General features: G+C 41.9%; 17 protein-coding genes. 5 read left to right on the top strand and 12 right to left on the bottom strand.

The window, feature by feature from the left end; genetic code table 11:
• Positions 1 to 511 precede the first annotated feature (511 nt).
• The 5 genes from V5739_RS13100 to V5739_RS13080 all read right to left on the bottom strand — a co-directional run bounded on the left by V5739_RS13100 (position 512) and on the right by V5739_RS13080 (position 4942).
• Positions 512 to 1771: a competence/damage-inducible protein A gene (locus V5739_RS13100; RefSeq protein ID WP_423818523.1), complete on the bottom strand. Its 1260-nt coding sequence runs from the start codon at positions 1769 to 1771 to the stop codon at positions 512 to 514.
• Entirely contained in the window at positions 1771 to 2109 is a 339-nt protein-coding gene (locus V5739_RS13095) for an Hpt domain-containing protein (protein ID WP_266068790.1), read from the bottom strand. Before V5739_RS13095 ends, V5739_RS13100 begins: the two co-directional genes overlap by 1 nt.
• Positions 2106 to 2720: a fumarylacetoacetate hydrolase family protein gene (locus V5739_RS13090; protein WP_423818522.1), complete on the bottom strand. Its 615-nt coding sequence runs from the start codon at positions 2718 to 2720 to the stop codon at positions 2106 to 2108. Before V5739_RS13090 ends, V5739_RS13095 begins: the two co-directional genes overlap by 4 nt.
• A 12-nt stretch (positions 2721 to 2732) precedes the next feature.
• Complete coding sequence (locus tag V5739_RS13085; protein WP_266068788.1) at positions 2733 to 3512, bottom strand: 3'-5' exonuclease; 780 nt, start codon at positions 3510 to 3512, stop codon at positions 2733 to 2735.
• A 113-nt stretch (positions 3513 to 3625) separates the two neighbouring features.
• Entirely contained in the window at positions 3626 to 4942 is a 1317-nt protein-coding gene (locus tag V5739_RS13080) for a dihydrolipoamide acetyltransferase family protein (protein WP_423818521.1), read from the bottom strand.
• Positions 4943 to 5338: 396 nt separating this feature from the next.
• On the opposite strand from V5739_RS13080, the gene V5739_RS13075 reads away from it, so the two are divergent.
• On the top strand, positions 5339 to 6256 hold the full coding sequence (locus V5739_RS13075) for an SDR family NAD(P)-dependent oxidoreductase (protein ID WP_423818520.1): 918 nt from the start codon (positions 5339 to 5341) through the stop codon (positions 6254 to 6256).
• 66 nt (positions 6257 to 6322) lie between these two features.
• Here V5739_RS13075 and recR read toward each other — a convergent pair whose 3' ends face one another.
• Positions 6323 to 6940 carry a recombination mediator RecR gene (gene recR / locus V5739_RS13070; RefSeq protein WP_423818519.1) on the bottom strand — a complete coding sequence of 206 codons (618 nt, stop codon included), beginning with the start codon at positions 6938 to 6940 and terminating at the stop codon, positions 6323 to 6325.
• Between the two features lie 99 nt (positions 6941 to 7039).
• On the opposite strand from recR, the gene V5739_RS13065 reads away from it, so the two are divergent.
• On the top strand, positions 7040 to 8497 hold the full coding sequence (locus tag V5739_RS13065; protein ID WP_423818518.1) for a sodium:solute symporter: 1458 nt from the start codon (positions 7040 to 7042) through the stop codon (positions 8495 to 8497).
• Here the strand turns inward: V5739_RS13065 and V5739_RS13060 are convergent.
• A complete protein-coding gene (locus tag V5739_RS13060; protein ID WP_423818517.1) occupies positions 8474 to 8836 on the bottom strand; it encodes a CoA-binding protein in 363 nt (120 codons plus the stop codon). The two genes, V5739_RS13065 and V5739_RS13060, sit on opposite strands and share 24 nt — an antisense overlap.
• 324 nt (positions 8837 to 9160) lie before the next feature.
• Here V5739_RS13060 and V5739_RS13055 point away from each other — a divergent pair, with 324 nt between their 5' ends.
• Positions 9161 to 11527 (top strand): TonB-dependent receptor domain-containing protein, encoded by a 2367-nt coding sequence (locus tag V5739_RS13055; protein WP_423818516.1) that lies wholly within the window; start codon positions 9161 to 9163, stop codon positions 11525 to 11527.
• Positions 11528 to 11635: 108 nt separating this feature from the next.
• On the opposite strand, the gene V5739_RS13050 is transcribed toward V5739_RS13055, so the two are convergent.
• A complete protein-coding gene (locus V5739_RS13050; RefSeq protein WP_423818515.1) occupies positions 11636 to 12646 on the bottom strand; it encodes a 3-oxoacyl-ACP synthase III family protein in 1011 nt (336 codons plus the stop codon).
• Between the two features lie 130 nt (positions 12647 to 12776).
• Here V5739_RS13050 and V5739_RS13045 point away from each other — a divergent pair, with 130 nt between their 5' ends.
• The gene (locus V5739_RS13045) at positions 12777 to 13031 is read left to right on the top strand and encodes a hypothetical protein (RefSeq protein WP_423818514.1); all 255 of its coding nucleotides are present in this window, start codon (positions 12777 to 12779) and stop codon (positions 13029 to 13031) included.
• A 181-nt stretch (positions 13032 to 13212) separates the two neighbouring features.
• Here V5739_RS13045 and V5739_RS13040 read toward each other — a convergent pair whose 3' ends face one another.
• From V5739_RS13040 to V5739_RS13030, 3 genes are all read right to left on the bottom strand, one after another.
• Positions 13213 to 13737, bottom strand: coding sequence for a hypothetical protein (locus V5739_RS13040; RefSeq protein WP_423818513.1), 525 nt, complete (start codon positions 13735 to 13737; stop codon positions 13213 to 13215).
• A 180-nt stretch (positions 13738 to 13917) separates the two neighbouring features.
• On the bottom strand, positions 13918 to 15225 hold the full coding sequence (locus V5739_RS13035; protein ID WP_423818512.1) for an ABC1 kinase family protein: 1308 nt from the start codon (positions 15223 to 15225) through the stop codon (positions 13918 to 13920).
• 77 nt (positions 15226 to 15302) lie between these two features.
• The gene (locus V5739_RS13030) at positions 15303 to 15977 is read right to left on the bottom strand and encodes a TetR/AcrR family transcriptional regulator (RefSeq protein ID WP_423818511.1); all 675 of its coding nucleotides are present in this window, start codon (positions 15975 to 15977) and stop codon (positions 15303 to 15305) included.
• A gap of 221 nt (positions 15978 to 16198) precedes the next feature.
• On the opposite strand from V5739_RS13030, the gene htpG reads away from it, so the two are divergent.
• Positions 16199 to 18085: a molecular chaperone HtpG gene (htpG, locus tag V5739_RS13025; protein ID WP_423818510.1), complete on the top strand. Its 1887-nt coding sequence runs from the start codon at positions 16199 to 16201 to the stop codon at positions 18083 to 18085.
• A gap of 128 nt (positions 18086 to 18213) precedes the next feature.
• Here the strand turns inward: htpG and V5739_RS13020 are convergent, their stop codons facing one another.
• Complete coding sequence (locus tag V5739_RS13020) at positions 18214 to 20421, bottom strand: response regulator (protein WP_423818509.1); 2208 nt, start codon at positions 20419 to 20421, stop codon at positions 18214 to 18216.
• Between the last annotated feature and the right edge of the window lie 236 nt (positions 20422 to 20657).

Raw genomic sequence — 20657 nt, 5'->3', positions numbered from 1 at the left:
TACCTTCTTTTTACCCATATGTTGTCCCTAACGGGACATTTTGTTGTGTCCGCACAAGATCGCTGTCTACAGAGTGAAAGAAAACTATTCGTGTATTCATGGCAGCTTTAGAATCACGATGGCGCTGATTTGTAATCCGTGACGAGCAACTGTGATCAAAATGATCTTTGAACACTAAAGGATATATTTTTTTTAAAAAACCTACATGGTCAAAAAAAGACCTTGCAGGTTAGCATCATTTTTAATTCAGAAAAACAAGAACTATTCGTGTATTTGTGGCAGCTTTGGAATTACGATGGTGCGGATTTGTAATCCGTGCCGATCAACTGTGATCAAAATGATCTTTGCACACTAAAAGATATAATTACTTAAAACAAAACCTACAAGGTCAAAAAAAGACCTTGCAGGTTAGCATCATTTTTAATTCAGAAAAACCAGAAATATTCGTGTATTCGTGGCCAAAAAAAGACCATCTGCAGTTTTCTAAACCCCTACTTCGTAAATCAACATTCTAATTTCTAACTTCTCCTGTGATTTCCTTCAGGATCATTTCATAGGCTTTCTGCACGGTTTGCTTTACCACCTGGTCTCTACTGTTCCCGAAAATGAACTTTTTGGAATACACTTTTTCTGGGGTTGCGAGCCCTATATAAACAGTACCGACTTCGGCATCACTGTCTCCCTTGGTAGGTCCGGCATTTCCGGTGGTAGATATGGCGTAATCGGTTTTGAACATCTTTTTGGCGTTCCTGGCCATAGCCTCAGCCACCTCGGCACTCACCACACTATATTTTTCGATAAGTTCCCCGCGCACGTGTAGCACCTCACTCTTTGCCTGTGTAGCATAAGAGACTATACCGCCTTTAAAACAGGACGAGGCACCGGGATGGGTGGTGAATTCGGCTGCAAGGGCTCCCCCTGTGCAACTTTCGGCTGCCGACAGGAATTTCTTTTTATCAGTAAGCAGTTTGCTTATTTGAACCGCGATCTTTTCATCCTCTTCCTGCTCGTCGGCAATAATATCGCCCAGCAGCTCATAAAGGCCTTCCACTTCTTTTTCTACGGAATGTATCAGCTCTTCTTCATGATCTCCTTTACCCGAAAGTCTGAGCCGCACACTGCCAAGATCGGGCAGGTAAGCCAGCTTGATATGCTTTGGAAGGCGATCTTCCCAGGCTGCAAGTTTATTTGCTATAGCACTTTCGCCCTCTCCCCTGGTGAGTATGGTTTTGTGATAAATAAAAGGACGGTGAAATTTTTCCCTTAAGCGCGGAATCACCTCCACTTCCATAAGGTTTTTCATCTCGTAAGGTACTCCGGGAAGAGAGATATAGACTATTTTATCCTTTTCCATCCACATGCCTGCTGCTGTGCCGTACTTATTGTGCAGGGCAATACTTTTTGAAGGCAGTAATGCCTGCTCCCGGTTAAGGTCGGAAATAGGAGTTTTCTTGTACTTTGAAAAAAGTTCTTCGATATGGGCAAGTACTTTTTCATTGAGTACCAACTCATCATCAAAATATTTCGCAAAAGTGTATTTGGTGACATCGTCTTTGGTAGGTCCCAACCCTCCTGTAATGATCACCACATTTGCCCTTTTTGAGGCATCTTGCAGGGCGGCAAGAATATGCTCCTGCTCATCCTGAACAGAGGTGATCTGGTATACCGAAATTCCAATAAGATTGAGTTCCCGGGCTATAAAAGCGGAATTGGAATCCACAATTTGCCCAATAAGGATCTCATCTCCTATAGTGATAATCTCCGCAGTCATTAAAAATCAAAATCTTCCTTGAGTTCTGCTTCGGCTTTTTTGTATTTTGCTGTGATGATACGGGCAGCCTCATGCACCTCCTCCTTGTTCTCACCGGCTTTTGCCCAGCTCTCTAAAATCTTGATCTGTGGCATTAAGCCAAGCCCGAACATCTGGAAGTTTGGTTTCATCTTGTGTGCGTACTGATAAGCCTGCTGCGGATTATCTTGCGTCACCGCCTGATTCATCCCTTCAAGATCTGGCGGAATTTCTTCCAGGAAAGTCTGTACAACCACCTTGACGAAATCCTGGTCGCCATCGGCCATTTCTTCTACACTCTCTAAATTGTAGTTCCTCATTTTACCTGTATTGAAAATATTTGTTGGTCTTCAATAAATCCGCTCAACTCATCATTAATTTCTACCCGTCCTACCCCTGCAGGTGTTCCGGTAAAGATCACATCCCCTATCTTGAGCGTAAAATACTGTGAAATATATTCAATTATTTCGTCAATTTTCCACAACATATGGGAAGTTCTTCCTTGTTGTACGATTTCGCCGTTTTTCTGAAGCCCAAAACCTACATCATTGATATTATCAAAATCAGATTTCGGAAGCCATTTCTCCCCTATAACTGCCGATCCGTCAAAGCCTTTGGCCTTTTCCCACGGCAATCCTTTTTCCTTTAATTTCTTCTGAAGATCCCTGGCCGTAAAATCTATACCCAACCCAACTTCATCATAGTATTTGTGGGCAAATTTCTTCTGAATATGCTTTCCGATCTTATTAATTCTCACCAGCAACTCCACTTCGTAATGGATATCATCTGAAAACGGCGGAATAAAAAATGGCTGCTTTTTAAGAAGCACAGCCGAATCGGGTTTTAGAAAGATTACCGGTTCAGTGGGCCTTTCATTCTGAAGTTCGGCAATATGATCGGTATAATTTCGGCCTATACAGATGATCTTCATAAGACTAAAGATTTACTTAAGCTTGGTATTTAGTTTTCGCAATTTGATTGCAGTAAGCACTTTCTTGGTGTACAACGGGAAATCGGCATTTTGAAACCACCCGAAATAGCCCGGTTCCTGGTCAAGAATATCTTCAACAGATTTTCCTTTGTGTTTTCCGAAGCTAAACACCTCGCGGCCTTTCTTGTCAAAAACAATGAGGCCGGCAATATCTGCACACTCTTTTCTGGAGGTGAACGAAGAAAGCCACTTTACATCATTCTGCAATTCATCCTCATATTTATCAAGCTGAGATTTAAGGACTTCATAGGTCGCCATCGTATCAACTTCGGCCCCGTGAGCGCCTTCAAGCTCTTTTCCGCAGTAGAATTTATAGGCAGCAGAAAGCGTGCGCTGTTCCATTTTATGAAAGATGGTCTGCACGTCTACAGACAGGGCGTTCTTCATATCAAAATCAACCCCGGCGCGCAGCATTTCTTCAGCCAAAAGCGGGATATCGTAACGATTTGAGTTGTAACCTGCAAGGTCACAGCCTTTAATCATTTCATAAACAACGGGGGCAAGTTCTTTAAAAGTGGGTTCGTTGGCCACTTTCTCATTAGTAATACCGTGCACGGCCACCACATCTTTTGAGATTGGTACAGTGGGGTTTACCAGCCAGGTTTTGCTTTCGCGGTTTCCGTTTGGAAAGATCTTTAAAATTGAGATCTCCACAATCCTGTCTTTGGCAACATTGGTACCCGTGGCTTCAAGATCAAAAAAACACAGAGGCTTATTCAGCTTCAACTCCATAGTTTGTAGTTTTGGTAAAGATAATATTTCCCGAAACTTTAGCGGGAAACAATAAAAAAAAAGAAAGCCACAACCCAAAAGGCTATGGCTTTTTATCATTTTAGACACCTGTGTTACAGGTCTCTGTTCTTGTCAAATTTTTCAAGGTACTGGGCCACTCTTTGTACAAATTGGCCACCCAAAGCCCCGTTCACCACGCGGTGGTCGTAACTGTGTGAAAGGAACATCTTGTAACGAATGCCAATAAAATCCCCTTCGGGGGTTTCTATCACTGCCGGTACTTTTCTAATAGCCCCCAGTGCGAGGATAGCCACCTGCGGCTGATTAATAATTGGAGTACCCATTACACTTCCAAAGGTACCCACGTTTGTTACGGTATAAGTACCTCCCTGGATATCATCTGGCTTCAGTTTGTTAAGACGGGCACGGTTAGCAAGGTCATTTACGGCCCTGGCCATTCCCACCAGGTTGAGCTGATCGGCATTTTTGATCACCGGCACAATCAGGTTACCATCGGGAAGTGCTGCTGCCATCCCCAGGTTAATATTTTTGCGTTTAATGATCTTGTCTCCGTCAACAGATATATTGATCAACGGGAAATCTTTAATCGCTTTGGCTACAGCTTCCATAAAAATTGGGGTAAAGGTGAGTTTCTCGCCTTCCCTCTTTTCAAAAGCATCTTTATTTTTCTTTCTCCAGTTCCAGATGTTGGTCACGTCTACCTCAATAAAAGACTGCACGTGAGCAGAGGTCTGCACACTTTCTACCATGTGGTGCGCAATCATTTTACCCATACGGGACATCTCGATGATCTCGTCTTCACCATTCACGCTCACCGGAGTTTTGGCCGGTTGCGGCGCAGCTGCCTGCTGTGGTTTTTGCTGTCCTTGCTGCGGTTGTGCAGCGGGTTGGGAAGAACGATTTTCAAGATAGTCTAAAATGTCATTTTTGGTGACCCTTCCTTCTTTACCGCTTCCTGGAATTTTTTCCAGTTCGTCAAAAGAGATCCCTTCTTCTTTCGCAATATTCTTTACCAGCGGAGAGTAGAACCTGTTACTGTCGGCATAATGTGAAGTAGTAATATTTTTTGCCTCTTCCACTCTGCCTTCGGCTGCGGCAACGGCTTCTTCAATCTCGGGTGAAGGCACTTCCTGGTCAGCCACCGGGGTGGTCTCTGCCGCTTCTTCTCCTTCAGTCTCAATAATAGCAATGGTTTGCCCTACCTGTACCACATCATCTTCGTTGAATAACTTTTCAACCAACACGCCGTCTACTTCACTTGGCACCTCACTATCAACCTTATCTGTGGCAATTTCCAGAACCGCCTCATCGGCTTCAATGGCCTCTCCAACTTCTTTTAACCAATTCGTAATGGTTGCTTCCGCAACACTCTCCCCCATCTTGGGTAATTTTAGTTCAAATTTTGCCATATTCTTATCTCGAAGATATTTTACTTAAAATTGACTGCGAAATTACTAAAAATTTACCTCAATTAATAATAATTATTCAGCAGCGAGAATTTACAGGCGTCTTTTTGCTTCTGAAAAATGGCCTGTTTCCTCAGTAAAATTACAATTTTCACTACTTAGTTTCGAAAAAGATACGCTTGTTTTTTAAAGTAGTCTAAACCGGAAGTTTCAGAAGTAAGAAAAAATCTGCCAGGCTGATGGTTCAAAAAATGGCAAAATCCAACCTCTTTTTTGAAAGAAAATCCGCACAGAGTAAGACATAAGCCACGCCACCTTCACTTTTTATTGGGTACATTTTAGGTTTTTCTTATTAACTCCTTCCCTTTCAAATCTCTACCTTAAATAAAAAGTATAGCAATGAGCGTAAACAGAGAAGAATTAAGAGGAAAAACAATAGTGATCACCGGCGTTTCAAGCGGATTTGGTCGCGGTGCAGCCATAGAGTTAGCCAAGTTAGGCGCCAATGTGGTAGGAGCGGCAAGAAGAACCGAAGTTCTGAAAAGCCTTGAAGAAGAGGTTATGAACGAGGGCGGAAAACTCAAGACTGTTACCTGTGATGTGAGCAATGTAGACGATATTAAGAGGCTACGCGATACTGCCCTCGAGAAATCTGGCAGTATTGATATCTGGGTAAATAATGTAGGAGTAGGTGCGCTGGGTTATTTTTGGGACATCCCGATTGAGGATCACGCCCGGCTGATAGATGTTAACCTCAAAGGCCTGGTGTACGGTGCCCATGCAGCCATGAAACATTTTGTGGAACGGGACCGGGGGATTCTCATCAATGTTGGGTCTATAGACAGTGAAGTACCACTGGCGCTTCAAAATACCTACGCCGCAACAAAATCGGCTGTACTTAGCCTTGGTCGCTCCCTTACGGAAGAACTCAATTTGAGCGGCAAAAAAAATATCAAAATCGCGACTATAATGCCATGGGCTGTAGATACGCCGTGGTGGAAACACGCAGCCAATTACACCGGACACAAACCCCGAATGGCTGCAATGGATGAACCTCAACCTGTGATAGATAAAATTATTGAAGCCTGTGTGAACCCTAAAATAAAAATGCCTGTAGGGCCTATTGCCAGCGCTTCAAACTTCTTTCACCAGATCTTTCCTCAATGGACGGAACGGGCTTCGGCTAAAATCGCCGAATACGAAGTTGAAAAAGCTGCTCCTATGCCCCCCACTACAGGAAGTATTTATGAACCTATGAAAGAAGGCACAACGGTGGAAGGCAATATTAAAGAACGAATGAAAAAAGAAGACAGCTAAATGCCATTTTTGACACTCCTGCAATTTATCAGGTCATTCAGAAGCCGATAAATAACTGATCAGGTTTTATTGCTTCAGGGAATTTGCGAACGGAATGCGGTTGGTGATACTGCGCCCCAGGGTGACCTCATCGGCGTATTCCAGTTCATCTCCCACCGAAATTCCGCGGGCAATAGTGCTCGTTTGGATTTCCAGCCCTTCAAGCTGTTTAAAAATGTAAAAGTTGGTAGTATCTCCCTCAAGGGTACTGCTAAGGGCAAAGATCACCTCTTTAATTTCCCCTTTCCTGGCTTTCTCCACTAAAGATTTTATGGTGAGCTGTGAAGGTCCAACTCCTTCCATCGGGTTGATCTTACCACCCAAGACATGGTAGAGTCCGCGGTACTGGCTGGTGTTCTCAATCGCCATTACATCCCGAATATCTTCTACCACACAAACTACCTCATGCTGACGGCTCTTGTTTGCACAAATCTCACAGAGTTCGGTATCGCTAATGTTATGGCAGTTTGCGCAAAATTTTACTTCAGTCTTAAGGTCTACCAGTGCCTTGCTCAATGCAACCGTTTGAGATTCGGGTTGTTTAAGAAGGTGCAATACGAGCCGCAGGGCCGTACGCCTGCCAATGCCGGGCAGCTGAGACATTTCATTCACAGCCCCTTCCAGTAATTTTGAAGAAAATTCCATGTTGCAAAACTACAATTTTTGAGGAGAGAAGTTTAAACAATTTTTATAGTTTAGCAGACATTAATAAGGCTAACATAATTGCTCCGAATCAAATCCTGAATGGAACCTATCACAATCCTATTGGTAATCGCCGCATATTTTGGGGTACTGCTTCTTATTTCCTACTTCACCGGAAAAAATGCCACTAACGAAACCTTTTTCAAGGCCAACAAAGAATCCCCCTGGTATATAGTAGCTTTTGGGATGGTGGGTGCGTCACTTTCGGGCGTCACTTTTATTTCGGTGCCGGGCTGGGTGCGCGATTCGCAGTTTAGTTACATGCAGGTGGTGCTGGGATATCTTGCCGGTTACCTTGTCATCACATTTATCCTTTTGCCCATATATTACAGGCTCAACGTTACTTCTATTTATCAATACCTCCAACAGCGTTTCGGAAATGTAAGTTATCGCACAGGAGCTTTTTTCTTCTTTATATCAAGGGTTTTAGGAGCTTCTTTCAGGTTGTTTTTAGTGGCTACAGTACTTCAGTATTTTGTTTTTGATGCCTGGGATGTACCGTTCTTTGTCACAGTTACCCTCTCAATCTTACTGATCTGGCTCTACACCGCACGCGCAGGAATAAAAACCATTGTGTGGACAGACACCCTGCAAACGTTTTTTATGCTTGGCTCTGTAGCTGTAGCTATTTATTTTGTTTCTGAAGAACTCAACTGGCAGTTTACCGATTTCTTTACTGCCCCCAGACTGGAGCCTTACACCAAAACCTTTTTCTTTGAAAGTATCCTGGACCGGAACTACTTCTGGAAAGCCTTTTTTGGAGGAATGTTCATCACTATTTGTATGACGGGACTTGACCAGGACATGATGCAAAAAAACCTCACCTGCCGGAATTTAAGGGATGCACAAAAGAACATGCTTTCGTACAGTTTTGTGTTTGTTCCGGTTAACCTGCTATTCCTCTTTCTTGGTGCTTTGCTCTTTATCTATGCGGGAGAAAACAATATTGCCGTACCCATAATGGACGGCAGCGCAAAAACCGATTTACTTTTTCCTGAAATTGCCCTTAGCGGCAGTATGGGAATGGCCCTGCCCGTGATCTTTATCCTGGGGCTTATTGCCGCGGCATATTCGAGCGCCGACAGTGCCCTTACCTCTCTCACCACAAGTTTTTGCGTAGATTTTCTCGATATTGAAAAGAAAGAACTTTCTAAGCAAAAGGGATTGCGCCAGTGGGTACATGTAGGTATTAGCGCTTTAATGATTGCAGTAATCATTGCCTTTAAATATTTGCTTGACAGCAATGTTATTGACCTGCTGCTTACAGCTGCAACCTATACCTATGGCCCTTTATTAGGACTTTTCACCTTCGGAATTTTTACAAAAATGCAGGTGAAAGACCAATGGGTATGGCTCGTGTCCATTCTCTCGGTGGTCATCACTTTTATTATTGGCAATCTACCTTCAGAATATTTGGGCGGCTATGTGTTCAATTATGAACTACTCATTGTGAATGGGGCCTTTACATTCCTGGGGTTAGTACTGCTTCGTAGAAAGTAAAATAAGGGTACAGGCCACTTCTACTTCAATGCCGTTCTTTTGAAGAATTCTGAAGAACTCCGGGTTTTCGGTGCCGGGATTAAAGATCACCCTTTCAGGCTGAAGCGAAACGATATATTCGTAATACTCTTCCTGCCTTGGCGGGCCCAGGTATAAAGTGACAGTATGTATATCTTCAAAAGGTACTTTTTCAGTTTCAATAGGCACTCCGGCCACCGTTCCCTGCCGCAATCCAATGGCTACAGTGGGAACCTGATTCTGCGTGAGCCTGTTAATTGCAATATTGGCATACCTCCCCGGGTTGGTGGTTGCACCAAGTACAAGCGTTTTCTTTTTCATGTTTTCATTCTATTTTTTACTGTAACAATACTAAAATTTAGTAGTCTTTAAAGTAAGAAATATTTCCCGCATTGAAGGCATTTATAAAACATTGATGGTTAGTGTCTAAATGCCCCGGTGCCAAGCCCGTGCATAAAAAAATGCACGGGCTTTTTCATTTTCAGCAAAAGCTTCAGAAAAAAAATTCAGCAGTCTTTGTAACAAACCGTTTTTTGAGCAGTCTTTATAATAGAGCCGAATACTTTTTCAGGAAAACATTTGTCTTTCCATTATGTTATACAAGGTATTAGGTTAAATAATAACCATCATCAAATCAATCAAACAATGAAACAGTTAATCGCTATTTTAATTTTTAGCTTCGGAAGCCTTTCCGCAGAAGCAATCTCCGATCCTACAGACCTTGGTACCATCATTGGGCAGGTAATGGACCAGGTATTTAAAGAACCCATCCCCTATGCTACCATTAGTGTGACCACGCCCGAAGGAGAAATGGTTACCGGCGCAGTGACTTCTACCGATGGAACTTTTGAAATTGAAAAGCTGAAAGACGGCACTTATCTCTTCAAGATCCAATATATGGGTTTTAAAGCCTTTAGCCGCGAGGTGAACGTGAACAACGGGAAGCGGCAATTTAACCTCGGAACTATTTACCTGGAACCCGAAGTGGCCCAACTCGACTCTGTAGAAGTGGTGGCTGAAAGGTCTACCATTGAACAGCGCATAGACCGCAAGGTGGTAAATGTGGGAAAAGACCTTACCACAGCAGGAGCTTCGGCCAGCGAGATCATGAACAACATTCCCAGTCTTGCTGTAGACCAGGACGGGAATATCTCTATGCGTGGCAACGATAATGTAAAGATACTTGTTGACGGAAAACCCACTAACATTCCCGCCGCGCAGCTTTTAAAACAAATACCCAGTACCTCCATCAAAAGCATTGAGTTGATCACCAACCCTTCAGCAAAATACAATCCTGAAGGCATGAGTGGGATCATCAATATCATTCTGCATAAAAACTCCAATCTCGGATTTAACGGAAACCTCAACACCGGCATCACCCAGGGCGAGTACACCCGCTATACAGGTTCGCTCAACATGAACTACCGCACCGGCAAAGTGAACTTCTTCACCAATCTTGGTACCAATGGCGGCGAAAGCCAGAACAACGGAAGACTGGAGAATTTCACGCAGAATTATACCGAAAATATTAGCTTTTTGAACGACAGGGAATCCTATCTCATCAAATTTGGGATGGATTACTACATGGATGACCGCAATACTTTTTCTGTGTACACCAACCAGAATATCTACAACGGCTCTCCTGTAGGTACCGTGAGGTTAGATTATGGGTTAAACGATGAAAGGAACCTGTTGCAGGAATTTCTTTTTGACGGGGAAAACCACACCCAGACCTACAATTTTGTGTTTAACCATGATTTTAATGCTGAAGGCCATAAGCTCATCCTGGAAGCCGATCACAGCATCACCGATGAAACTGATGTTGCCAAATATATGTACAGTGGTACAGGAGCAGGTGATTTTGACTCTTACCGGGACAACACCGGGGAAGAGCTGTCTAATTCAACTTTTAACCTGGATTATGAGAATCCGTTTTCAGAGACCTCAAAAGTTGAACTTGGAGCTGAAGCAAGGTTTAGAAGGACCAGGAATGATTATCGCACTACCAGCCCTAATCTTGAGAACACACTGTACGATTACGACAACAACATACTCTCTACTTACGCCACCTTTGGCCAAACCTTCAAAAAATGGTCTTACCAGTTGGGGGCAAGACTGGAGCAGTATGAAGTAGAAGCGGTACTCAACGGCGATTTGATCTACGAAACCGATTATTTGACCCTGTACCCTTCAGCATTTGCCTCTTATAATTTTGACGAGATGAAAACGCTGCAGCTTAGTTATTCGAGACGTGTAGACCGCCCGGGGCTTAATCAGGTAAACCCGGTGAGGGAATTTGCCACTCCAAGGCTCTCGCAGGTAGGAAACCCAGAGCTTGACCCGCAGTTCACAAATTCCGTAGAAATGAACTACACCCACAACTTTAAAAAAGGGAGTTTAACTGCAGGAGTTTTTTACCGGCTTATTGAAGATGAGATCAACCAGGCACTGTTAATTGATCCGCAAGACCCCTCGCGATTACTGCTTACCTATCAAAACTGGGAAGACAATACTGCCTACGGTTTTGAACTTAGCGGTAGGTACAAACCCTTTAACTGGTGGAGCATTAACCCCAGCTTTGAACTGTACAGCAGTACCGAAAAAGGCGTGGTGGGAACCGATTACAGGGAGATAAAAAGCAGCATGTACAGCCTGCGCATAAGCCAGAGCTTTGATGTTACCAAAAAACTGAGCCTGCAAACCTTCGGAATGTACCGCAGCAGCACCGAATTGCTACAAATAAACCCCAAAGAATTTTGGTTTGTAAACGCCGGCGCCCGATATAATGTTTTAAACGATAAAGGCACCATAAGCCTTAACATAAATGACATTTTTGACACCCAGGAATTCGGTTTTCAATCTGATGTGCCTTACTCTCAGGAAGGAACTTTCTGGAATGATTCTCAAACGGTATACTTAGGCTTTTCGTACCGGTTTGGAGGTGGAAAAAACAAAGCCCTTGACAGAAAACAAAGAGACGACAACACCAGCAGTGGTGGAGGAATTTTTTAATGTCTTGTTTAATTAGCCAAAAAAAATCCGCACCTGAAAAGCTGCGGATTTTTGACATTTTTGGCACCTGTAAAAAAGTACTGGTTCTTGCCTCTTGGTTCTTCAGTTTTACCACTTAATCACTGCACTGGCCCAGGTAAATCCACTACCAAAAGCGGCAAGCACAACAGTATCACCTTCTTTAATTTTTCCTTCCTCCCAGGCTTCGGTCAAAGCAATAGGTATAGATGCAGCCGTGGTATTTCCGTAGCGTTGAATGTTGTTGTGTACCTGCTCATCGCTAAGCTTAAACTTCTGCTGAACGAATTGCGAAATACGCAAATTAGCCTGGTGCGGAATAAGCATGTCTATATCTTTAACCTCAAGGCCATTTGCCTGCAATCCTTCCTGAATTACTTCAGAAAAACGGACTACAGCATTTTTGAAAACAAACTGCCCGTTCATGTAAGGATAGTAAATGATATCATCGCCCTGCGGATTCTCTTCAATGATCTGCGGAACCCAATGCATGGTACTTGGCCCTTTCAAAGAAAGTTCGAGGGCGTGTTTACCTTCAGAATGTAAATGCGTAGACAGCACTCCCTGGCCGTTATGGTCGCTCCGGGTAAGCACTGCGGCTCCTGCCCCATCGCCAAATATCACCGATACGCCACGCCCGCGGGTAGAAAAATCGAGCCCGCCACTGTGGTTCTCACTCCCTATAAGCAGTACATTTTTGTACATCCCTGTTTTGATGTATTGATCGGCTACTGAAAGTCCGTAGATGAATCCGCTACACTGGTTTCTCACATCCAGCGCCGGGCAAGTGTCTATATCCAGCATTTCCTGAATTTGCACCCCACCACCTGGAAAATAATAATCTGGACTCAGGGTAGCAAACACGATGAGCTCAATGTCATCTTTAGAGATCCCGGCGCGTTCTATAGCGATTTTAGCAGCTTTCGCACCCATCACGGCAGTAGAATTGCCATCTCCTTTCTTTATATGCCGCCGCTCTTTGATTCCCGTACGCTCCTGTATCCACTCATCATTGGTGTCCATCATTTTGGACAAATCTTCGTTAGTTACCACATTTTCGGGCACAAAGAATCCAAGACCCGCTATTTTAGACTGATACATGTATATATTTTTAGGCTTTGATAATTTATTTCTATTAAATTTAGCAATTAATAAAAAGTTGCTGCGCAATATAAGAAAGATTAACATTATGACAGTGCAGTGATCTTCAACCTAAATTCAATTTATTACCATGAAAAGATTTATTTTGAACTTCATTGCCATCATTTGCTTTACGGGAGCAACCCTGGCGCAAGAGAACCTCACCTACCAAAAACCGCCACAGGAGATCCTGGAACTTGTAGATGTACCACTGGCTCCTTCTACCCTCATAGACAGTGACGCAAAAAGAATTGTTTTCCTGTATCGAGATCAGTTCAAATCTATAGCCGAGCTTAGTGAAGAAGAAATGCACCTTGGTGGGATCAATGGCTTGAAAAATATGTAAAGAACAAAGACCAACTGGAAGGGAAGATTGAGCAGCAATCTCCTGTTTTACAGAATTAAATCCCGGGAATTAACACCATAAAAAAGGCTGTCTTGAAATCCTGATTGTCCTCCTGAACAAATTCAGAGGGGTCAAAAAGGGGATTTTTAGACAGCCTTTTTCTGTTTACTATTTTATGACATTATCTTCTATTGAAGGCGTCATAATCGTTGAATTCGGTTTCATCTACAAATCCGTCATCATTGACATCCCAATCTTCAAAAGAAGAAATGTTCCACTCATCATTATCTATCAGCTCGTCTTCATTTGTGTCATAACTCTCAAACCAGGTATTATCGTTCATCCCTTCATCCCACTCATCGGCATCAAGCATTCCGTCTCTATTTGTGTCAAAAACCTCATAATCATCTTCTCCAAAAGACGCTCCTATTCCGGTATTGAGACTTTCATCCCATTCATTCTCATCAATAAAATCATCGCTGTTGAGATCAAAACTCTGGTAAGCCCTTTCAGAAAATTCGGTGTCGTCAATGCTGCCGTCCATGTTGGCATCCCAATCATTGTAAGTTTCACTGCTTCGTTCTGTAAATTCTGTTTGATTTATCCTTCCATCGTAATCTGCATCAAAAGAACTAAAATCCTGGGCGTAAACTGCTGTTCCAAAAATGGTGCACATTGCTAAAAGAATTCTTTTTATCGTCTTCATATTCATTGTTTTAAATTAAACTTCTTTTTCTTTTAAAGCTCAATTTAAGGTGTAAACCAACTGATTTAAAGCACTTTAATCTTTTTAACAGAGAAATGAAGGAATTTAAATTAACAATAACAGGAAAATAAAAAAGCCGGAAACTTTAGGTTTCCGGCCAGTAAAAAGAACATTATTTAATCAGGAGTATTTTTTGAAGTTGTTAATGCTAACCGTTGCTCCCAAATCGTGTAATAAATTGTAGAGCCCAAAAAATGTTCGGTTGATATACAGGAAGTGTTTGCTTCCCCTGTTACCATTCATTTTTCTTAATTCCTGATCTTTACTGTACTTCTCGCTTAGGCTGGTTACTGATGTCCAGAATCCTTCATCGGAAAAATCAAATTCTTCCTTCTGAAAAGGGGCGGTAAAAAGGCTTAACATCTGGTAGAATAAATCTGAAAAGAACTCAATTTCGCGGGGAGAATCTTCTTTCCGAAGAATTTCCAACTCAAAAAGCTTAGCGTTGAAGAATTGAGGATCATTGATCTTCTGCTTATCGGCAAGTTCAAAATACGGTTTATAAAAATCCTCGGGCACCCGCTTAATGCAACCAAAGTCGATTGCAATGAGATTATTTTCCTTATCCACCAGGAAATTCCCGGGGTGAGGATCGGCATGTACGGCTTTTAAGATATGCATCTGGTACATATAGAAATCCCAAAGGGCCTGCCCCAGTTTATTTGCTGTTTCCTTATTGGTGTTCTGTTTAGCAAATTCGCTTAAATGCACCCCATTCATCCAGTCCATCGTAATGATCTTCTCACTGGAAAGGTCTTCATAATATTTTGGAAACCTGAGGTGAGGGATGTTCTTACAGGCTTCAGACATTTCGATGCTCTGTTTTACTTCCAAAACATAATCTGTCTCCTCGAGCAGTTTCTCTTCCACCTCTTTAAAATACCTTTCTGAGCCCCTGCCCTGCAGGTTAAACATCTTTGTAGCTATGGGCTTTACCAGCGCCAGGTCTGAACTTATACTCTCGGCCACGCCGGGATACTGGATCTTTACGGCCAGGTCTTTCCCGTCTTTTGTGGCCCTGTGCACCTGCCCAATACTGGCGGCATTGACCGATTCAAGAGAAAAAGTATCAAAAAGCTCATCAGGGTACTGCCCGTGATATTTTTTGAAGGTCTTTCTCACCAGTGGCGCCGAAAGTGGCGGCACACTAAACTGGGCAAGGCTAAACTTTTCTACATAGGCATTGGGAAGAAGGCTCTTTTCCATAGAGAGCATTTGGGCAACCTTAAGGGCGCTACCCTTCAGGCTCTTTAGCCCATCGTAAATATCCTCGGCATTGCTTTCGTCGAGCTGATCTCTGGAGAGGTCACCGTTTAATGCCTTTTTTGAGTAGTATTTAAGGTAATTTCCACCCAGCTTAATACCGGTTTGTACCATCTTACCGGTGCGACTTATCTTTCCGGTGGGAATTTTATCTATTGTTTTCATATATCTATATTAAAAACCCAACGCAGGCATAGTAGGGTTATCCCTGCCGAGGGTAAACGTCCAATGAACTCTTATGCTCATCGTGACATTTTTTCTTTCCAAAGAAATTTTCCGAAGTCAAGCGCTCTTTCCAGAGGAGTGATCTCAAACAGGTCAAAAGCCGTGTTTACCGATTTTTCAATTGCTACATCGGTGCTTTCAAATTGAGGGGAATTGTCATCCATCCAAAACTTCAGCAGAAATACAAGCTGTACCCAGGCAGCTTCAGAAAAAACAGCTTCCGATCTTTTCAAAATTCCGGAACGCTGTTCCTGGTTGCCTTCGCGAATTAGTGCTGCTGTATAATTTTTCAGCTCCCGCCGCAAACCTTTAAGCTGCTCGGCATTCTTGAGGATTGAATCTTCATGTTTTAAAGTGAAAAGCACATAGCTGCGGTTGGCAGTGAGCATTTCAAAAAATGTATAATAGAGGGTGAGCATTTTTTCCCTGTTAAAAAAGGAGTCATACTCCCGGCTCTTTTGCATCACCTGGAGTGTATGCTCAAAAAAGCGCTTCCAAATTCCCCTTTTTAAACCCTCAAAGCTTCCGAAGAAATTATAGAATTCTGCTTCAGAGATTTCATGATCTTTAGAGAACTTGTAAACTGTATCAGGCTCTTTTCCATTTTCGAGCACGTAGTTCATATACCATTCAATAATACGGTCTTGAGTTACTGCCTTTTCCTGTTCTTTTATTTGTTTTGTCTTTGCCATCTTGCTCTAATTAACTTATTCAAAAGTAGTTATTATGTTTAAATTTAATATAATTTTTTTAAACAAAACTCTGTTAAATATTTTTTCTGAATTATACTGACGTAATTTTAGTCGGAAGACAAGTGGAAAAATTACTCTGCTGCCAGTTTGTCAGCGAAGTTGAGTTGGGTACTTTTTTTGACCTCTCTGGGAGAATCTAAAAATTAAATAAACCAAAATATATGGCAACCGGAAACATTAATGTATCTGTAGAAAACATCTTTCCTTTAATTAAGAAGTTTCTATACAGTGATCATGAGATCTTTTTACGCGAATTGATCTCTAACGCCACAGATGCCACTCTCAAATTGAAGCATCTTACTGCTATTGGAGAGGCTAAGGTTGAATATGGCAACCCTGTTATTGAAGTAAAGATAGACAAGGAAAAAAAGCAACTCATTATTAGCGACCAGGGAGTTGGGATGACCAAAGAAGAGGTTGAAAAATACATCAACCAGGTAGCTTTTTCAGGTGCCGAAGAATTCCTTGAAAAATATAAGGACAGCGCAAAAGACAGTGGGATCATTGGTCACTTTGGTCTTGGGTTCTATTCGGCCTTTATGGTGGCCAATAAGGTAGAGATCATCACCAAGTCTTACAAAGATGAGCCTGCAGCGCACTGGGTATGCGAAGGTACTACCGAGTTCACCCTCGAAGAAACCGAAAAGAAAGAACACGGTACAGATATTATTCTTCATATTAATGAAGATGATAAAGAATTTCTTGAGGAGAACAGGATTGAAGAGCTGCTTGTGAAGTACAACAAGTTCATGCCAATCCCAATTAAATTTGGAACCCGCGAAGAAACACTTGATCTTCCTGAAGATGCGCCTGAAGATGCAAAACCCGAAACCAGGACAGTAGATAATATTATCAATAATACTAATCCTGCCTGGACCAAGCAGCCAACAGATCTTGAGGATAAAGATTATAAGGACTTCTACCGCGAACTGTATCCTATGCAGTTTGAGGAGCCTTTGTTCCATATTCACCTCAATGTTGATTACCCTTTCAACCTCACCGGAATTCTGTATTTCCCAAAGATGTCACAAGACATGAACATACAGAAGGACAAAATTCAGCTTTACCAAAACCAGGTATTTGTAACCGATAATGTTGAAGGTATTGTTCCTGAATTCCTGACTATGCTTCGCGGGGTTATTGATTCTCCTGATATTCCACTGAACGTTTCCCGTTCATACTTACAGGCCGATGGTGCCGTTAAGAAGATCTCCAGCTACATTACCCGTAAGGTTGCAGATAAGCTGAAGTCTCTGTTCAACAACAATAGAGAAGATTTTGAGAAAAAATGGAATGATATCAAGATCGTCATTGAATACGGAATGCTTTCAGAAGATAAATTCTTTGAAAAAGCCAAAGATTTTGCTCTTTACCCAACGGTAGACGACAAATATTTCACTTTTGAAGAATTCATTGAGAAGATCAAAGACAACCAAACCGACAAGGATGGTAACAAGGTAATTCTCTATGCTTCAAACCAGGATGCACAGCATAGTTACATTGAAACAGCCAAAGAGAAAGGTTACGAGGTACTGTTGTTAGATTCTCCAATTGTATCTCACCTGCTACAAAAGCTGGAAATGGGAGATGAAAAAGTATCTTTTGTTCGTGTAGATTCCGATCATATTGACAACCTCATCAAAAAAGATGAAGAGAAGATCTCAAAATTAAACGAAGAAGAAAAAGAAAAGCTAAAAGCCGATTTTGAGAAGGTAGTTCCAAAAGAGAAGTACACGGTACAACTTGAGGCCCTGGACAGCAACGCAGCTCCGCTTATCATCACCCAGCCAGAATTTATGCGACGCATGAAAGAAATGCAGCAAACAGGTGGCGGCGGAATGTTTGGAATGGGAAATATGCCCGAGATGTATAATCTTGTGGTAAACACCAACCACTCTCTTATTGGAGAAATTCTGAATACGAAAACTGAGAAAAAACAAGAGCGATTGATCAAACAATCCCTTGATTTGGCCAGGCTTTCACAAAACCTCCTGAAAGGGGAAGAATTGACTTCCTTTATTAAGCGCAGCTTTGATATGATCAAATAGAGCTAATAAGCTTACCAATCAAAAACCGCTTTCCTGTCACCAGGAAAGCGGTTTTTTTATTTAGTACCAGCACCAAAAATGTTACTCAAAAATGACATTTTTGAGACTCCGGGAAAATAGATTATTAATTATTCCTCATCAGCGTTTACTGCAACCTTCAGGTTTCTATAGATTGTACTAAAGAAGGTAGGAATGTCATAAGGCTTTACAATAATGTCGCTCATTCCGGAATTAAGGATTTCTTCACGCATCTCCTGTATTTCTACTGCTGTTAAAGCAATAACAGGAACCTCGGGATTAAATTTCCGAATAAGCCGGGTGGTTTCCATCCCGCTTAGGCCCGGCATATTGACATCCATCAAGACCAGTCCGAAATCTTCTTTCTTTAAAAGTGCTATTGCCTCATAACCATCTCCGGCAACTTTACATTCAAAATCCCGTTTTTCAAGGATCCTCCGGGTAACTACCTGATTAATTCGGTTATCATCTACAATAAGTGCCTTTTTTAGCACACTTTCTTCAGATATTTCCAAATCGCCAGATTGCGTAACAGCTTCCTCTGTTTCAGATTTTTCAAAAAGAATCTCAAAACTAAAGACAGAGCCTTTACCTTCCTCACTTTTAAGGTGAATCTCAGAATTGAACAATTTTAGCAAATTTCTTACAATAGGAAGCCCCAGCCCTGTACCCTGATAGTTATAGTTATTTGCTTTTAATTGAGAGAATTCTTCAAATATTTCCTGTTGCTTATTTTCAGGAATTCCCATTCCTGTATCACCAACTTCAAAATAAATAAGACATTTTCCATTCTCACAGCTTATGCAGTTGGCTTTTATCCAAACCTTTCCGCGTTCCGTAAATTTAACTGCATTACCAACAAGATTCATGATGATTTGAGAAAGACGCACCGAGTCACCAATTAGCGTACGCGGAATATTATCACTAATCTGTAATTCTACAGTATTGGAATTCTGATGCCGCGTAAATTCAAAAGATTTCACAATCCCCTTCATCAAACCATGAATGTTGAAAGGCGTGTTCTCCAGGGAAACCAGGCGGGATTCCATCTTGTTCATCTGCAAGACATCATTAATTAAGGCCAGCAGGTAATCGGCAGAGAATTTGAGAGACTTAAGATCACCCTCCAATTTTTTATTGTTGTTATCTTCCAGTAAGAGAGATGTTAGGCCCACCACCCCATAAAGTGGCGTTCTAAGTTCATGGCTCACAGTAGAGAAAAACCTGCTTTTTAAATGGGATAAATGTTCAGCCTTTTCTTTTGCTGAAAGCAGTTCTTTATTGTTTTCTTTTAGCTGATGAATCAGCTTCTTCCTTGACTTGTTATTTCTGATAAGGAGTAGAATAAACAGAAGCATTAGGGTAAGTGAAATGAGCATAATTGCAGAAATCTGTTCAGATTTCTCAATTACCTGATCCTTGTAGAGCTGTTCTCTTTCAGCAGTTTCCAGGTTCTCGCGGTATTGCTGAGTTTCAAAACGAGCCTGGGAGGCTTCCATTTGCTTCAGTTTTTCCTTTTCGTACAGCAATGCATCATATTCCACATATTTTTCGAGTGCCCTGTAAGCCTCTTCATATTCGCCATTTTTGAAGAGAACTTTGGCGTACCCGTCATAAGCAGTAACAGCATCAAGAATAAGAGAGTCTTTCTCGGCGATCTTTATAGCCTCCTCGAAGTACTTCCTGGATTTTTCATAATTATTTGTACCGGCATGGTAAATCCCAAAAAGCGAAGCTAACTGTGTATGAATAAAAGGGTCTTCAAAATCTTTAATGATCTTTTCTACCTTCAACAGGTACGGGTATGCTTCATCATACCTCTTAAGGTCCAGGTACGTCCATCCCTTGTTGAGTAAAGGCGTAGCCCTGCTATCGGGGTCATTGAGGTGTGAAGCGGCTTCTATGGCTTTATCGTAATAGGCAAACCCCTGCTCGATCGTTTCCTTATTAGAAGTGAAAATATTACCCAGGTTATTATAGGCCCACCATAAAAGAGTATCGTTATTAACAAGCTCGGCATACCCTAAAGCTTTTTCATAGCTCTTGCGGGCCCGTATGGTGTCCAGCAACTCATCATAAGTGATCCCGAGGTTGTTGTAACCGTGATAAAGATTGTAGTAGTCTTCTTTTTTCTCTGCCAGCTGTATTAAGCGAAGAGAATAGTCAATGGCTTTGCTATACTCGTATTCATACATAGCCCCGGTAGACATATCCAGTAATTTCCGGATACTGTCACCCGAAATCTCTTCTTCAGTTTGAGCAAGGCTTAAGGCCGACACCCATACTGGGAAACAAAGAGAAACGAATTTTGAGTTCAATGCTGCGACATGTTAAGTTCTATAAAATGGGGAAAGCCAAATTATTTATTTTTAGCATCTTATGCAATAAATTTTAAAGTTTTATTAAAACTTATAAAAATATTGTTAATGCTTCTCAAAAGTAAATACTGATAATCAAAAAAACTGCCTTAAAAGCCAACTTCTTTCAACGTCTGTAACGTGTTCACATCAGCATTTATCGAGTTTTTAAACTCAGAATGATCCTGATGCATCGA

It is taken from the genome of Salinimicrobium sp. TIG7-5_MAKvit (genome assembly GCF_049569215.1).
GTDB lineage: Bacteria > Bacteroidota > Bacteroidia > Flavobacteriales > Flavobacteriaceae > Salinimicrobium > Salinimicrobium profundisediminis.
The sequence above is the reverse complement of the archived record's forward strand: the minus strand, read 5'-3'. Positions and strand labels throughout refer to the sequence as shown.

Excerpts from the sequence above, each read along its gene's own strand:
- V5739_RS13100 (WP_423818523.1), bottom strand. The coding sequence starts at position 1,771 with ATGACTGCGGAGATTATCACTATAGGAGATGAGATCCTTATTGGGCAA.
- V5739_RS13095 (WP_266068790.1), bottom strand. The coding sequence starts at position 2,109 with ATGAGGAACTACAATTTAGAGAGTGTAGAAGAAATGGCCGATGGCGAC.
- V5739_RS13090 (WP_423818522.1), bottom strand. The coding sequence starts at position 2,720 with ATGAAGATCATCTGTATAGGCCGAAATTATACCGATCATATTGCCGAA.
- V5739_RS13085 (WP_266068788.1), bottom strand. The coding sequence starts at position 3,512 with ATGGAGTTGAAGCTGAATAAGCCTCTGTGTTTTTTTGATCTTGAAGCC.
- V5739_RS13080 (WP_423818521.1), bottom strand. The coding sequence starts at position 4,942 with ATGGCAAAATTTGAACTAAAATTACCCAAGATGGGGGAGAGTGTTGCG.
- V5739_RS13075 (WP_423818520.1), top strand. The coding sequence starts at position 5,339 with ATGAGCGTAAACAGAGAAGAATTAAGAGGAAAAACAATAGTGATCACC.
- recR (WP_423818519.1), bottom strand. The coding sequence starts at position 6,940 with ATGGAATTTTCTTCAAAATTACTGGAAGGGGCTGTGAATGAAATGTCT.
- V5739_RS13065 (WP_423818518.1), top strand. The coding sequence starts at position 7,040 with ATGGAACCTATCACAATCCTATTGGTAATCGCCGCATATTTTGGGGTA.
- V5739_RS13060 (WP_423818517.1), bottom strand. The coding sequence starts at position 8,836 with ATGAAAAAGAAAACGCTTGTACTTGGTGCAACCACCAACCCGGGGAGG.
- V5739_RS13055 (WP_423818516.1), top strand. The coding sequence starts at position 9,161 with ATGAAACAGTTAATCGCTATTTTAATTTTTAGCTTCGGAAGCCTTTCC.
- V5739_RS13050 (WP_423818515.1), bottom strand. The coding sequence starts at position 12,646 with ATGTATCAGTCTAAAATAGCGGGTCTTGGATTCTTTGTGCCCGAAAAT.
- V5739_RS13045 (WP_423818514.1), top strand. The coding sequence starts at position 12,777 with ATGAAAAGATTTATTTTGAACTTCATTGCCATCATTTGCTTTACGGGA.
- V5739_RS13040 (WP_423818513.1), bottom strand. The coding sequence starts at position 13,737 with ATGAAGACGATAAAAAGAATTCTTTTAGCAATGTGCACCATTTTTGGA.
- V5739_RS13035 (WP_423818512.1), bottom strand. The coding sequence starts at position 15,225 with ATGAAAACAATAGATAAAATTCCCACCGGAAAGATAAGTCGCACCGGT.
- V5739_RS13030 (WP_423818511.1), bottom strand. The coding sequence starts at position 15,977 with ATGGCAAAGACAAAACAAATAAAAGAACAGGAAAAGGCAGTAACTCAA.
- htpG (WP_423818510.1), top strand. The coding sequence starts at position 16,199 with ATGGCAACCGGAAACATTAATGTATCTGTAGAAAACATCTTTCCTTTA.